This is a genomic window from Desulfosoma sp., from assembly GCA_037481875.1.
In the GTDB taxonomy this organism is placed as follows: Bacteria; Desulfobacterota; Syntrophobacteria; order Syntrophobacterales; family DSM-9756; genus Desulfosoma.
The window spans coordinates 414,286-429,851 of record JBBFKY010000001.1 but is presented as its reverse complement, the minus strand read 5'-3'; the positions used below and the strand labels follow the sequence as shown (position 1 = coordinate 429,851).

General features: G+C 52.5%; 8 protein-coding genes. 2 read left to right on the top strand and 6 right to left on the bottom strand.

The window, feature by feature from the left end:
* The first annotated feature begins 100 nt into the window (after positions 1-100).
* Positions 101-2,263, top strand: coding sequence for an STT3 domain-containing protein (locus WHS46_01875; GenBank protein ID MEJ5347425.1), 2,163 nt, complete (start codon positions 101-103; stop codon positions 2,261-2,263).
* Positions 2,264-2,445: 182 nt separating this feature from the next.
* Here WHS46_01875 and WHS46_01870 read toward each other — a convergent pair whose 3' ends face one another.
* From WHS46_01870 to WHS46_01845, 6 genes are all read right to left on the bottom strand, one after another.
* Entirely contained in the window at positions 2,446-6,147 is a 3,702-nt protein-coding gene (locus WHS46_01870) for a hypothetical protein (protein MEJ5347424.1), read from the bottom strand.
* A 385-nt stretch (positions 6,148-6,532) separates the two neighbouring features.
* Positions 6,533-7,228, bottom strand: coding sequence for a pilus assembly PilX N-terminal domain-containing protein (locus WHS46_01865; GenBank protein ID MEJ5347423.1), 696 nt, complete (start codon positions 7,226-7,228; stop codon positions 6,533-6,535).
* A gap of 195 nt (positions 7,229-7,423) precedes the next feature.
* On the bottom strand, positions 7,424-7,891 hold the full coding sequence (locus WHS46_01860) for a hypothetical protein (protein MEJ5347422.1): 468 nt from the start codon (positions 7,889-7,891) through the stop codon (positions 7,424-7,426).
* Entirely contained in the window at positions 7,878-9,065 is a 1,188-nt protein-coding gene (locus WHS46_01855) for a PilW family protein (GenBank protein MEJ5347421.1), read from the bottom strand. The genes WHS46_01860 and WHS46_01855 overlap by 14 nt, the downstream gene beginning before the upstream one ends.
* 1 nt (position 9,066) lies before the next feature.
* Entirely contained in the window at positions 9,067-9,699 is a 633-nt protein-coding gene (locus WHS46_01850; GenBank protein ID MEJ5347420.1) for a GspH/FimT family pseudopilin, read from the bottom strand.
* Positions 9,700-9,719: 20 nt separating this feature from the next.
* Complete coding sequence (locus tag WHS46_01845; GenBank protein MEJ5347419.1) at positions 9,720-10,130, bottom strand: type IV pilin protein; 411 nt, start codon at positions 10,128-10,130, stop codon at positions 9,720-9,722.
* Positions 10,131-10,491: 361 nt separating this feature from the next.
* Between WHS46_01845 and WHS46_01840 the strand changes: the two genes are divergently transcribed.
* Entirely contained in the window at positions 10,492-15,549 is a 5,058-nt protein-coding gene (locus WHS46_01840) for a PilC/PilY family type IV pilus protein (protein MEJ5347418.1), read from the top strand.
* Positions 15,550-15,566 lie beyond the last annotated feature (17 nt).

The following is a 15,566-nucleotide window of genomic DNA, read 5'->3' as shown; positions in this document are numbered from 1 at the left end:
CGGGCGTCTCCCCCGTATCATGATTAGGCCGCAGGTCAGCGCTTCCAAGAAAAGCATCACCTTTTCTCAACGTCAGACAAGCTCCAAGGGTAGGTTTGCAATGAGCTTTCAAAACCTATGGCACCGGGAACGGCTTGCGATCATGGCAGGGTTTTTGGCCGTGATCGCTGTAGGTTTTTGGGTAAGGTTTGCACCTTACGGGGCATGGAAGCAGTACCCGGAACGATGTTTTGTGAATGGAGAGCCTCTTCCCACCACCTTCGATGCGCCCTACTACATGCGCCTAGCTCGAGACCTTGTTGAAGGCACTTACGAAAATCGAGATCTTTTCCGCGCTGTCCCTGACGGTGTGGAACGACCTCGACCGGCCCCCCTTCTGAGCGTCCTTACGGCGGGACTTCACCACGTGACCGGAATCCCTATTCCTTGGATTGCCTTGGTGTTACCAGCCGTCTTAGGGGCTGTTTCGGCCTTGAGCCTGTATCCTTTGGCACGGTTGTTCATGGGCCCTTTAGGTGCCGTGATCGCTTGCGGCTTTTTCGTGCTTTCTCCCTTTTTGGTCCATCGCACAAACCTGGGACGATTGGACACAGACAGTCTCAACGTCGGTCTCCCCTTGATTGTCGTCGCGTGTTTCGTGGCCTGGACGCAGGCGAAACACCGTGCAGGTTTTTGGCTTGCAGGGGCTCTTGCAGCCGTGTTGCTGCACACCTGGTGGTGGGATCAAAGTCCTCAAACGCCCTTTCTTCTCGCCGCATTCCCCATGGGCACTGCTCTTTTCTTAAGATTTCGTGCCGGGGACCGAAAATCCCTGTGGATCATTCTGGGCCTCGTTTTGACTGTCATCTTGGCGGTCCTGATCTTCAAGGGCACAACACCTTTTCTGGAAGCGTCAAGACGAGCCTGGGGACAGCTTTCCTACATGTTGATGAAACAGGCCCCTGGAGATTTTCCCAACATCGGTCTTTCCATAAGCGAACAGGTGCGGCCGACTTTTCAAGAATTCGGCCGCACGACGGCAGGCCATGAAGCCGTTTTAGGAATCGGAGCCATCGGGCTTTTGTGGCTCTTCGTTCGCCGTCCACGATCCCTGTTTTTTTTAACGCCTTTATTGCTTTTGGGTTCTGGAGGGATCTTCCTTGCGCAACGCCTGTGCGTCTACGCCGCTCCTCTTGTGGGTCTTGGGCTGGGAAATCTGGTGGACCGACTCCAGCATCGGCTTGGTTCTTCCCGCCTGGCTCTGGTCGGTCCCTTGGCCGCAGGTATCCTTTTGCTTCTCCCGGCTTTTTTCAAGGTGGTGCAGACCGTGCGCTGGCCTTCGGAAAGCGCTCCCGTGGTTCAAGGAATGACGGAAGCTGCTCGACGCACTCCGGAAAACGCCATCCTTTGGGCCTGGTGGGATCATGGGTATCACATTCAATACTGGGCAAGGCGTGGAACTTTGGCCGACGGCGAAATCCACGGTGGAGATCTGGTGGTGCCCCTGGCGATTCCATTGGCAAGTACGGATGATCATTTTGCCGCGGATTTCATGATCTTTTTCAGCACTCGAGGGCTTTCGGGAATGCGAGCCTTTTTCCAGGCCAACAATCTTTCTGCAGCTCAAGGGCTTAAAGCCCTCAAAGCCGTGCTCTCAGCCGGCCCCGACGGTTGTGAAGAAAAGGCTCGAGAACTGGAACTTCACCACATTCCGCACGAAAACTCCTGGCATGCCTTTTTCTACCCCGACCCGCCCCGTCCGGTTTATCTTTTCCTGGATCAACTGCTCCTGAACACCGCGTATTGGTGGTATTGGTTCGGCACCTGGGATCCGGCCAAAAAGGACGGCGTCCACCCGGCCTATCGCCCCCTCTACCCCGTAGCACTTTGGAATGATTCTTCCATCTCGGCTCCGGGCGCCACGGGCGTTTTTCTTCAGCGAGGTGAACTGCAATTCAGCGATCGCAAAATCCCTCTGGCCTCCCTCGGCCTCATCGGCCCCGACGGCACTCGAACACTTCTTCACTATCGTCAAGGCGAAGGACCACACCTAGATGTGCACCGAACCATCGGTATGGGAGCTCTGATGCAAGGAGCACCCATCGGAGAATCCTTGTTTCATCGCCTGTTTTTCGTCAATGCTTCGCCTTCAAGCGGCCGGTTTCGGCGCATCGCGCATCGGCCCTTTGTGTACCAACTCTGGGAAGTGTTACCAAACCCTCAAGGCAGCTTTCCCGAAAGCAGCACTTCGCTCGGTGGGCCTCGTGTCCCGCCCGCATCATGAGCTGGTAAAAGCCCAAGCTTCCAAAAAACACGGTTTTAAACTTGTGGAGTCGAAACGGCGCCTCGCCCCCTACTTTGAAACAGCATGGGATGCAACAATCGATGGAATGCCTCGGACAGACTCACGGCGGGAAACAAGGTCATGAAGATCACTCTTGGGGATCCCAAAAGCGTTGTTCCTCTTTATTTTTCTAAAATGCGACGCCAGGAACCTTTGACCGCCTTTGTCACATAGCTTGTTCCTAAAAGGGTTTCGTTGTTAAAGACGCCTTCGCCCACCACCTGCACGCGTGATCCCGCATCCCTGAGGTGTACTCTGGCATAAAGGTGCTGATCTTCCACAAAAAGTGCCGTGACATTTCCGCCTGTCTCCGCCATCAGCCTAGGTTCCTTTTGAAAATCCAAAGCCGAAAGATCCACCGCATACACTTTACCGCCTTTACTCTCATCATCTTGAGGTGGAGAACATGGATCTGTCGTCTCGGTCACCGCCGTGCCGAAATACACCATACCGGCCGCTGCAACCGCTTCCGCCCAGATTCGATGACCTGCCGGAAGATTCCATACCCACTCGGCCTCGGCTTCTGATTTCATGCCCTGAGAAGAGCAGATCTGACCGTTGTTATCTCGAAGGACGCCGGCCGTCCAATCCATGCGGCACGAATCGTCGAAGACATAAAATTTATAGGCCGTGGGGACACGAGGGTTGTCCCTTCGTGCTGGATCATCCCCAATTCCAAACATGATCTTCACGTGCGCTTGATCGATGCCACCATCCGGCTTGTAGGTATGGGCGATATAAACCGCCGGTGTCGCATAGATGGACGAGGACACCTTCACAAAAAGGCTCACGCGAATTTTTGCCGGGTCCCAGGCCATATCGGCACGATCGGGAAAGTCTAGACGAACCACATGACCTTTGCTGTCCGCCACATAAAGTCGATCCACATACCCGTTTCCGTCGGTATCCACCGCTGCAGCGCTTCCGCTCAAAACGGCGCCTCTGTTGGACGCCCCCAAATCCAGGAAAATCTTTCTGAGAAGCTTTCCCGAAGCGGCATCGAAAAGAAACAGGGAAGGTGATTCGGACAAATCGGTTTGTCCCGAACTCACGAAAACCACCCAGACCGGCGAGCCTGCATCCTGAAGCCGACCGATCTTGGCCATGGCCGGAGCAGCCCCGCTTCGGTACAGCGCCGGGTCACTGTAGTGCCATAGAAAAGAGGGCTTTTGCGGATCGGTCACATCCAGGGCCAGAACCGTGTCGCCTCCGGTACCCTGAGCTGAAACAAGCACGGTCCGGAAAGTCCCACCCGTTTCAGTTCGAACCGCAATGTCTTGAACACAGGGCGAGGCATTGACCACAGGCGGATACAGCCACGGTTCAGGTTTCAGCAGGGATTTGAGCCGTGAAAGATGGCTTGAAGGAATATAGGCCCACAGCTCGCTTCCATCTCCGTATTCTCCCGGCAAAAAGTAGCCCCGATTTTCTTTGACAGTGGTTCGCGGATCATCCCCGTGTTGATAGGATCCGGCATGAAAGGCATGGATCATGCCCCCGAGACTTCCTGCGTAAGCGATGGTTGGTCGATGGGCCATCGTTTCCGATTGCCGAAAATGATCATAGGCTTCTCGTTCCTCTTCGGAGGTTTGGGTGCCGAAATACCACGGAGGCAACCCCGGAGGGCCTACGACGGCGGGCGTGCTGTGATCGATTCCGTTCAGAGGCCAAGGTCTTTCATGGGTGCCCTTGTCAAACCCAAGAACCCATCGTATAAGATGCCGTCGATCTTCGGAGTCATACCGAGCGTCTCTGTTGAGATCCCAATGGAACCCTTCTCCGTGTATCACAGCATCGCTCAAACCCAACATAACATCCGTGATGGTTGTTTCCGAAAACGATCGAAAGGAGGATGTCGAAATGGCATAAGCATATTCTGCCGTCACAGGACATCCCTTGCAGGGTGGAAAAAGAAACTCCAAAGTATAAGCGCCTTCAGAGCGGTGGAGCCTTCCAGAGCCGTCCCCTGTCAAAACGCCGATTCCATTATCACGCAAAACCATAGGAATTCCTGACGAAGATAGAGACCGAAAAAGCATGGTACCGGAAAGGACATCTTTGTGTTGCAGCGTTCCCTGAAAACGCCGAGTGGTCCCATCGCCAATTGCAACGTTTTCTCGAACCGAACAGGCTTCCGCGACAGCGGTACCAATGGTTCGAGGGTCTGCCTGAAGTGATCGTTCGGCCAGGGCTTGGCCTGCATCCCACAGAGGCTGAAAAAGGGGTGTGGCCGGATTTGATGGATCGTAGATAAGATAGGAGAAAAGGTGACCACGAAAAGAAGCCTCAGGGAGCGTCGATTTCGATGGAAGTTCCAATCCTGCGGAATAAAGAGCATTTCCGAGCACCACCGGATCGGATCGAGAAAAAGTCCCTTGGTCTGAAGCCGTAAAGTCCAATCGCACATCCATGATTGCCGGTGAAAGACATCGCGTGTTGACCGTTTCCAAGAGGGCTTTCCATCTCAGGGTTCGACCCGCACGGCCGAGACTAATCAGGTCCAGATGCGCTTTTCGAGTTTGAGAACCGTCTTCGTGGTCTTGAACTTCCTCCCACCGATCCACGGGAATCCATGTCGTCCCGTTGTCCAGGCTGACACTATAGCTAACATTCCCATTGGAAAAGGAACCGGAATCAAGAAAAAACCCTGTGTCCAAACCTTCGCATGGGGCTCTGCGGTCTCGCACTTCAAGATCCACAGCCGTAATTACAGGCTTTTCCTGCAAAGGATCTGTGGAACTTATATCCTTCGAAACTACACGACCCACTGCTTTGATGGCCACGGCAAAAACCAGATCGTTATGGTCCGTATCGCCCCCTTCCACATCTTCTTCCCACGCTAGAATGCGAACACCGGGAACATCAGGGGTTGAAGTCACAAGCGCATGAGGAAATTTTTTTCCCGTTTGTAATGAAAGGGCTATTTCATGATCTGGATCAAATTCAAGGCCGAAGCTTTGTCGAAGCCGTGCCAATGCCTGTTGAGGAAGCCATGGGGACACGGCGGCGCAGGTTCCATTATCATGAGCCGTTAGACCCACCTGGTATTTCTTGGGCGTCGCCCCCGAGGCGAAAGTGGTTGTGCAAGGCTCCTTTCCCCTGTAAACATCTGAATTCCAAGAAGCTTCGGTCAAATAGGTATCCTGGAAACGGCCTTGAGGCACAAGAAAAAAGATAATTTCTTGCCCTTCTCCAATGATACCCAGGCTTTTGGTCATATCGCGAACGGTCAAACGGCCGTCCCCATCGGGGACGAAAGGCAGCCCCGTGCCATCATCTATAGCGCCGAGGATTTCTTCCGTCTCGGCAAAATCAACGCCGCTTGCCGACGCTTCCGAAAAGGATCGCAAGCACCCTGCCCCGTAGGGTTTGTCCAGAATACCGTTATGGTTATCGTCTCGAAGACAAGTCCAGAGGTAATGAAATGTTTCCTTGTCATAGGATGCTGTGTCGGTAAAGTCTATGGCCTTCACAAAAGCCGATCGATCCAAAGTTCCATCACTTTTCACATAGCCTTTCTTTTCCGCTGAAGACCTGAGGAAATAGCCTAGATGATGCCCTGAAGCTTCGGACCCCCGAAAGATGAAGGTCACGCGCACTTCCTGGGGCATGGCTGTGACAAAACGCGTCACAGATTCGTCATGCCCCCCTGCATGCAGCACGAGATGCCCGCTTTTGTCGTCAATAACAACGGATGGATCCAGCACACTGAAATCTTCGCTTTGCCAGGATCCTTCGTAGTGGACGGACCGTGACGGTTCACAAACATTGAGCGAGGCCGCAGGAGATCCCCAGAGGACACTGGTCAAAAAGGCTGCCGTCATCAGGCCTAGCCAAGCCTTCGGCTTTCTCCGTTTTCTTTTTTGACCGTACTCTGAGGTGCTTTTCATTGAAATGTCTTCTCCGGCAAAAAACACATTTTCAGGTTTGTAAGGGCGAGGCGCCGCCTCGCCCCCACACCTTGACATGGCCCTGCCCAAAGAGGTTCTTTTTCAATTCTCGGACACGCTTCTACGACCTTATTCGAGAACTAAGAATGAGCCATTTCGCCTAAGGCGCAAGGGTACGATACGCCGTGCTCCTAAATCCCAAAGCCTTTGTTTTCGTGGCGGCGCGGGTCTTCGGCCCGCTTTCCATGCGGGCGCGACTCCCGCGCTCCCAAAAAGAAATGCTTTCTCGAACAAGCTTCAAGGAACCTTGGCACTGCTTTCAGGGCACCACAGCCAGCGGTTGACCCGTGGCCCTCACGGCGTTCTTGTCCCTCATGTTCACATGACTCGGCACGGAACCCAATCCCTCCTGCGCATAGGCAAAGGCCGGAGAAGGTTCCGCGACGGCTTCCACCATCATTTCGGTTTCCTGTTGGGATCCGGCCGGCCCGAACCCGACACTTCGAAGCACCAGGCGCGTGTTTTCACCGAACAGATCCTGAAAAGCATCGTCCTTTCGGTCTTCCGGAATTCTGGCAAAGACCTTGAACCGATGATCCCATCCCAGGTCCAACTTCACTTCATCGTAAAGGTCTTTTCGGTTGTTTGACCCTGTGTAGGGTGTAGCGTTTAGAAAGAGGAAATCCCAATCCGGAAGCGTGGCGCTTCCCGTCCGTTGACGCTGCAGGTTCATGGGATCGGTGGCAAACCATCGAGCTAACCTTTCCTGGGCCACGGCCAGCCCTGATTCAGCGTTGCGAAAGGCTGTTTCGGCCGCTTTACGGTTTCCGGCAAGACGCATTTCAATGGCCTGATCCAGAGCCAGCCCCACCGTCAAGACAGCCAAAGCCGCAATGATCACCAAGACCAAGGTGAGGGCCATGCCATCCTTTCGCTTCCAGATCCGCCAATCCCAGCTTCCAAACACCCCTGGAAGACGCTCCGGCACTTGTGAAGACTTTTTTCTGTATTGCACGACCCCCTTCCCCGAAACCCTTAAGGGCACATCCATTTTTCCGCCCACCATCACCAACCCCCGCGGGAGCGGATCGACATGTTCGGCCCACAGCCATCGAATCCCGTCGCGACGGCCCGACGTGTCAGCCCCTTCAAAGATCATGTTATTAAAGTATCTCCAAGCACGCTTCCTCTTAGGCTTGTTCCCCGCGTTTTATCTTGGCCTATAGAACACACTTTCCAGGTTCACATGGGGCGCCGATGGTCGGTTAAAATCGCACGTGGCCGCTGACGGGAGCGGCTTTTGAGGTTCCTTCCAGCACACCATGACCCGAACCGTCATCAGATGGGGTCCGGGAACACCTCTTAGCACTTCCCATCGCCTGGCCAAAGGGATTCCGGAACCCGTCATCACCGCTTCCTCCACGAATCCTGAATCAGCCAGGATTTCCCCATCCACACCGATTCGGTCTTCACTTGAAATTGACACTTGTTCGAGAAAATCCGTTGCGGCATTTAGGGCCGTGGAAGACATTCGAGCATGAACTCGGGTTCGAACCCCGAGAGTTTGCAGAGCGAAAAAAGCCACAAAAACAAAAACCGCCACCACAACGGCCACCAACACTTCCACCAAGGTATATCCCCACGGCCTTCTCGACTTCCATCCGTCACGGCATGGCATTGCGAATTCCTATGGTTTTCATCATGTGCAGACGACGATAGGCGTCCGAGGCCGCCCCGGAAGCCTTTCGATCCGCAAAAGCATAAACGGTTGTATCCGTGTAGCCTTTAAAGGGTCTTCGGGTTCGCCCGAGAATGTGACACCGAACGGCATGGACTCTCTCCCAATCCCGCAGGCCGCTTCCCGAAAACGTCTCTGGTATGGCATCGGCCGAAACCCACGCATCCACCAAACCGTCCGGCACGGGGCTGGAATCCACGCCCCATTCCACCTGAAAATCTTCCACGTTTTCAGCAAGGGTTCGTGGGGTGGAAAAGACATAGTTCCCCGTGGTATCAGGACCTCCTTCAATCCACTGGAAGTCACCCGATTTGCTCACTCGAAAAAAACCCACCTTCACGGGATGCAGCCACGAAATACCTCTTCGAAAGCCGGTTCCCGCTGCCGAACACTCGACGTCGCCGACGCATGTGGTGCCTCCGTCATCACATCGAAGACACCGTGTGGTATTTCCGGGACTCAAGACGTCGGGATCATGCTGTAACAGGGTATCCCCGTCGGTAAAGACGTTAGTGATCTGAAAAAGAGCACTTTGGCGACAATCAGTCAAGAAGACGATCTGGCCTTTTTTGAGGCTTCCGGTCGCCTTGTTCTTGACTAGCCGAAGCGGGTCTCTAGGAAGGACTTGGTCATGAGCGAGCGGTCCGTCAAAGGCGGGGTCGATCAGGCTGTATCCCAATATATCGGTACCTTCTCGAGTCTGTTTATCAACGAAAGGATCTGTGGTAGCGGTGACGTTGTTGAATCCCATAACCGCCTGGGTGTGAAATAGGCCCTCGGAACTTTTGAGTGTGCTTTTCACGCCTTGCGCACCTATGCGAACAGCTCGAGCCTCCACACACCTCCAGTACCCTGCCTGGTGCACCACCTGAACGACCATATCCAGCGCAAGTCGTAGGTTTTGCTGCAGCTCCAGGATCTGCTGTTCCTGACCGTAAAGTCTCCGGTGCGCCGAAAAACCGCCGTAGATGAAAACAAGCACCACAGAAGTCACCGTCACGGCCACCAAAAGCTCTACCAAGGTCATACCTTGCAGCCTGGGACTTTGTCCTCTTTCATCGGACACTATCTTTTGCCGATGTGCTTCCAGTGAGACCCACTCTTTCCAGGCCATCTTATCGGTCTTCCCAGGCCGGGCCTCCTTTGGGGAAAAATCTCAAATAAGCCCTGCCGCTGTTATTCATCACAAGAGCATAGGTTCCCGCCTCGGGATTTTTGGGTACATGCATATAGACGGATCCCGACGAGGACGTGCCGTCAGGGTTGAAATTGATGCGGTTTCCGGAAAAACTGACACCGTCTTCGGGAATGGTTCCCCCTTCTCGAGGCGCTCCCGTGGTGGGACCTCCCACAGAAGGCGGTGCCGCTCCCAAGGTCGGGCGGTGGCTCAAGGATCCTGGTGGCCTCAGAAGAGCTTTTGAAACCAGAACGATGTCTCGATCCTTTTGAAAGGAAGGAGATCCCGATCCCGAATCCATACAGACCCATAGAACGACATTGTCTAACACGCCGTTGTCGTCGGCATCGAAATCCAGGTAGACATTTTTATTGCATCTCACGGCTTCCAGGCGCGCTTGCTGCAGGATGGAGCGAAGACTGAAAACGGCCGATTTCAGCCGGTAAGAAGCGCTATGAATGCGGATCGATAGAAGAGCCATGAGGAAGGCGATGAGGCCGAGGACGACCATAAGTTCCACCAGGGTCATCCCTCGATGGCATGTTGCGGCGCCGCACCCTTTTCCAGCCACGGCGCACCTCCTGAACGCCTTCAGTCAAAAATCCAGTGAAAAAGAGACCAGCCCAGGGCCTTCGGAGTATCCACCACCGGGGTTGTTTCGTTATCGGCGATATGAAGCTTGTCCCCTAGGTCAGGCCGCACGGCCTCGATACGATAACGCTGAGCGTCAGCAAAGATTTGCAGCTGCAGGATGTATTTCCCTTGAGTCGCGCTTTCGAAAGATGGAAGAAGCTGCAACCTGTCCGGATATTGATGATGATCGGCCCAATACGCCTCCATCTCCAGGCGCGCCCGCAAAAGAGCCTCCACCGCCTGCGCCTGCTGCGAGCGCCTCACATGGTTCACATAAGCCGGCACAGCCACGGCAGCCAAAACAGCCACAACGGCCACCGTGACCATCAGTTCCACCAAAGTGAAACCCTCGTTCTGCCGCATCGACATGAGAGCCTTCTTTGGGCACTTCCTTTGCCTCGGTTCACCCGAAGGAGACTTTCGGCCGAATCGGCGATAAAGGCCTTTCGGTGATCGCATGGCACACTCCAAAGCTTAGAAACCCACAAGCTTTGGCCTTTCATTTTTGATAACATACAAAACCCGAACATCCAAAAAATTTTTCATCCGGAAAAGGGACGAAAAAATTCTAAACTTTTAAAAAGAAGTTGCCGATAAAAGAAGTGAGGTTCTTTTGAAAAGCATTCATCATTCAGACCAGCCGGGCTCAGGGCTGCTTTTTTCTCTGTTTGTTGGATAAGAATTTGAGAGGTTTCTGCACCTCAGACGTCAAGACACAGGGGGAACGGCCATGGTAAGAAACACGTTTTTTTTAGTCTTTCTCTCTTTTTTGATTTTGTCACCGGCTCAGGCTTATACGCCCTCTTGCGACCCTCCTCCTTTTGTTTCCGCCGGTGCCAATCCCATGGTGATGATGGTTATGGAAAGAGATCATAAATTATACTATGAAGCCTACAACGATGCTCAAGATTTAGATGGTGACGGGAAATTGGATGTCGGCTACAAACACTCTATAGATTTAGATTATTTCGGGTATTTTGATCCCTATAAATGCTACAGGTACGAAACAACAGGACAAGCCAGGTTTGTCCCTACTCGATATACGAGCACAAAATATTGTGGAGGGACGAACGAATGGAGCGGGAATTTCCTCAATTGGCTTTCCATGTCCCGTATAGATGTGCTGCGGCGGGTGCTCTACGGGGGACATCGTTCTACCGATAGCGCTAGTGAAACCGTTCTCGAAGGCGCTTATATACCTCAAGATGCGCATAGCTGGGGTAAAGAATACAGCGGCAGTGACACTAAGAAGTTGACACCGTTCGATCCACCTTCCCCAGGAAAGCGCCATTTGTTTTGCGTGACCAGCACAGCAAAGGGGGAGGCTCACAAAATTCGTGTCGCTTTGAATGACGAACATCGAATATGGGAATGGGCCACGACGGAGCGTGCCGTCTGTAGCGGCCCCGAAACCCCTTCAGGTTATCGGCGTGGACCTGTCGGTACGAGAAACGACATCCAGGACTATTTCGTTCGAGTTCAGGTGTGCAGTACAGATTGGAATAAGGGGGAAGAGAAGAACTACTGTAAACTCTATCCCGGGGGTGGGACCACGCCTAAGCCTGTCGGTCTTCTTCAGAAGTACGGCGAAGGGGACGGATCCAAAATGTGTTCCAAGACCTATAAAGCCTGTCAGACAGACAACGACTGCGGAGCCAACGATGGACTCTGTGTGTTTCGAAGCCCACTCTACATGGGCCTTCTCACGGGATCCTACAGGAAAAACTTGAGCGGCGGGGTTCTTAGAAAAAACATCTGGACGGTCATGGACGAAATCAACTCGCAGTCCGGAATTTTTCAGACTTCTGAAAACGTGCAAGGAAACATTATACTCACTCTTGACCGCATGAGTCCCGTGGGATTTCGCTATTCTGACTTTTCTTACCAGGACCAGGACGGTGGAACCTGCGGCTGGATCACGGGTGCTCCTCTTGCGGAAAGCCAATGCCGCATGTGGGGAAACCCCGTGGCTGAAATGATGTATGAAGCTTTCCGCTTCATAACCGGAAAGGGAAGTCCAACAAGCGCTTTTGAATATAGTGAAAATAACGACGCCGGCCTGAATCTTCCCAAGCCGGATTGGTATATCAAGAAAGGAAACAACAATTTACACCCATTTGACCTTTTCCCTGATTGCACCAATCCAAACCTTCTCGTTCTAAGCGATATCAATCCGAGTTACGATTCCGACCAGATACCTGGGACTTACTTCGGTAGCTTTTCAGGGGATCTGACGGATTTGAACGTAGCGTCTCTCGCCAACGTCATTGGAACTCAGGAGAAGCTCAATAACAACAAATTCTTTATAGGCCGAAGCGGCGATATCTACGACTTTATTTGCTCGTCCAAAACCCTGGCCAACCTCAGCTCTGTTCGAGGACTTTGCCCGGAAGAGCCCACGAAGCAAGGAAGCTTTTACTCAGCTGCTGTAGCCTACTACGGTAAGGAATACATCCAAGAAAAAGAGGGAATACCTAAGGTGACCACTTATGTGGTGGCGATGTCATCTCCTATTCCTGATATTCGAGTCAAAGTAGGCAATCAACATGTGCAGCTGGTTCCCGTCGGCAAAAGCGTCAGCGGAACCCATGACGTCTACACGGCGTGTGCCGCCAAATGTAAGCTGACAAAACCCAATGACGTTCTGGAAATCGATAACTGCACCTCAGGTGCGTATTGCCCCTCCAACCAGATTGTCGATTTTTATGTGGACAACGCCACGTACGACAACGCGTCCAACTTGATCAAAGCGAAGTTTCGCGTGAATTTTGAAGACGTCGAGCAGGGTGCCGATCACGATATGGACGCTATTGTTTTTTATGAAATTGAAGCTGTCGTGCCGAATAAGGTGAAGGTTAAGCTCACGTCTGATTACGCCGCCGGCAGCATTGATCAAGTTTTGGGCTTCGTCATTTCAGGAACAGACCGAGACGGTCTTTATCTGGTCGTAAAAGATAAAGATGTTCCGAACTCGGCGGACAGCAACACACCGGCTGCTGTGGCTGGTATGCCTCTCACCTGGGAAAAAGAGTTCACCGTGACAGGAAACGCCTCGCAAATACTTAAAAATCCCCTCTGGTACGCGGCCAAATGGGGTGGATTTGATGATCTTAACGGAAACCGTATGCCCGATGATAATAACACGAATGAATGGGACAAAGACCAAAATGGTGTGCCGGATAACTACTTCTTTGTGGACAATCCTCTGGAACTCGAAAAAAAACTGGAAAAGGCAATGTTAGCGATTCTTACCAAGGCCGGGAGTGCTGGAGCCGTGGCGACAGTGACTCAGGAAGTGCTTGGGCAAGATCTGGTTATTCGAGGCGCCTTTACCGCTTATGAAGACAACCCCAACATCTATGCATGGAAAGGCCATCTGGAAGCTTATTGGCCTTATGACGGTTGTAAGGATTTCACAGATAACGCAACATGTAATAGCTATTCCGGTTGTCAGTGGTATCTCGGTCAGTGTCGTGGCAGCCTTTATAGTTTCCAAAAGTCTCTAAACAAAGGAAAATTTTGCTCCGATCCAGGTTTTGTGGACGGATATTGCTGGGATGCCGGAAAAATATTGAGCATCCCAGATCCGAAAAACCGCTGCATCTTTACCATGGACAAAGGGACCATGCTACGACTTGACAATGGCACCTCCTCTTGCAATGCTCCTTTTTATTCCTCGCTGCCGTCCAAATGGTCGGTTATTAAAACCAGTTTGGCAAACACCATCGATTTCGACAAGAATGGCTCCCAAACGGAAGAAGATGCCAAAGCTTTGGTTCAATGGGTGCGCGGTGAATGGAACGATTCGTGGTCTGCAGTCGCTCGAGATCGCAAAGGATGGTCTTTGGGGGACATTGTGTATTCCACACCCGTCGTTGTCGGCCCTCCATCCGTTAGCTCTGTGGATCCGCACATCGCCGGCGATTGTTCTTGCACGTGCAGTGGCACCGAAATGGATAACTGTTCCAAGAAGTGCTTTTATTGCTTTCGCCAAAAACACACCACCAGAAAAAAAATGGTTTATGTGGGCGCTAACGATGGCATGCTTCACGCCTTCGTTGTGGGTGTTTGGGATAATAACACCTCTACCTGGGTCTATGATCCGAAAAATAGCACTCATGGAAGTTCAATAGGCAAGGAACTCTGGGCGTACGTACCCAGTAACCTACTTCCAGAACTTAAACATTTGGCGAAACCCGACTACGGTCATCCTTCGGCATGTGCCCATCGCACCATGGTGGATCTTTCTCCTGTGGCCTGGGATGTTTTTATCGACCATGATGGTAACGGAACCCGCGAATGGCGAACGGTTCTTCTTGGAGGAGAACGGGGAGGGGGCGACGTCTATTTTGCCGTTGATGTGACGGATCCTGATAAACCCAAAGTTCTTTGGGAATACGCTGTTCTTAGGAACCTCGTTATAGATAATTCCACAGCGGACATGCCTTTTTTGGACAATGCCACCTACTCTCAAGTGGCCACCATGCCTGTATCCTGGACGGTTCCCTACGTGGGATATCTGAATACTCCAGAGGCGGTGTGTTTCATGGCAAAAGAGAGAGTCGAACCATTAGAAGGCGGGGCACCTTCCCTCTCTTCGTCGTGCCGTGGTTCCAATGATCTAAGTGGCTGGTTTGCTTTTCTTGGAGCCAGCCCGCATACATTCAAGCCCGAGGTGGATCTTCCTGGATCCCTGACTGACAATCAGAAATTGGCCTTCCTGAGGCCTAACCTGTTGGCGATCGACATTGAAAAAGGGGTGAACATTTTTCAGTACCTTTGGCCTAAAATTACCAATACATGGGGAACAAATTGGCCGAAGGTCACCAACGGTTCCAACACGATTCCTTATGCCATAGGAGATCCGGTAGCCGTTGACCTGTGGAACTCCCAAGGCCAAGCGGCCCAAGACGGCCAGGTGGACTATATCGCCTTCGGCGATCTCAACGGCAATTTCTACACCCTTAAGTTCAACCTCTTTGCTTCACAACCAGGTATTCATTTGACCGTTAGAAAGTCGAAAACCGCGCCTACAACTACAAATATCTACCGATCCGGGCGTCAACCCATCACTGTCATGCCCGTCGTCACACTAGATCCCTACAAGAACCCTTGGGTGTATTGCGGCACGGGTAAATACGACAACGTGGTCGGCGGACTGGACGATCGCACCGACACGGCAACCATGTCTTTTTACGCCATTCGGGATAATGCGACGCGACCCTCTGTTTTTCCAGCAGGTTTTTCTTACAACGGCCTCAGTGTCTCCGCACAATTCCTGTGTGCTTCTTCAAGCTTCAGCAGCAACTGCGCGTGGGTGAAAAGTGATGGAAGCCCAGACTGTTGTGAAACCTCATGTAACAATTCCTGCTGGACGTGCGTTAAGGACCTAAGCATTCCAGGGGAGCGGGTGGTGGATTCGGCTTTGATCGCAGGGGGTGTGGTTTTCTTTACAAGCTTTGTTCCAAAAGAAGATCCCTGTGCGGCAGGAGGCGACGCTTATCTGTACGCGGTGGATTACATGTGCCGCCCCATGAATTTCGACCCGTTCAAGAACTCCGGCTTTACCAAAGTCAACAAGACACCTGATCAGTTGGGCGAAGGTGAGTACGCTCAAATAAGCAACACCGGCTACGTGTTGAAGTTGGGGGAAGGCATGCCCAGCCGACCTGTGATGGATTCCTCCGGTGAATATCTTTTTATTCAGACGAGCAACGGGGTCATTCACCGGCTCAAAGTGGATCTGCCGCCTCCTGTGGAAAAAAGCGGCTGGAAGCAGCGTCAGTAGACAACTGGAAGACAAGG

Excerpts from the sequence above, each read along its gene's own strand:
- WHS46_01860 (MEJ5347422.1), bottom strand. The coding sequence starts at position 7,891 with ATGCCATGCCGTGACGGATGGAAGTCGAGAAGGCCGTGGGGATATACC.
- WHS46_01840 (MEJ5347418.1), top strand. The coding sequence starts at position 10,492 with ATGGTAAGAAACACGTTTTTTTTAGTCTTTCTCTCTTTTTTGATTTTG.
- WHS46_01855 (MEJ5347421.1), bottom strand. The coding sequence starts at position 9,065 with ATGGCCTGGAAAGAGTGGGTCTCACTGGAAGCACATCGGCAAAAGATA.
- WHS46_01870 (MEJ5347424.1), bottom strand. The coding sequence starts at position 6,147 with ATGACGGCAGCCTTTTTGACCAGTGTCCTCTGGGGATCTCCTGCGGCC.
- WHS46_01875 (MEJ5347425.1), top strand. The coding sequence starts at position 101 with ATGAGCTTTCAAAACCTATGGCACCGGGAACGGCTTGCGATCATGGCA.
- WHS46_01845 (MEJ5347419.1), bottom strand. The coding sequence starts at position 10,130 with ATGTCGATGCGGCAGAACGAGGGTTTCACTTTGGTGGAACTGATGGTC.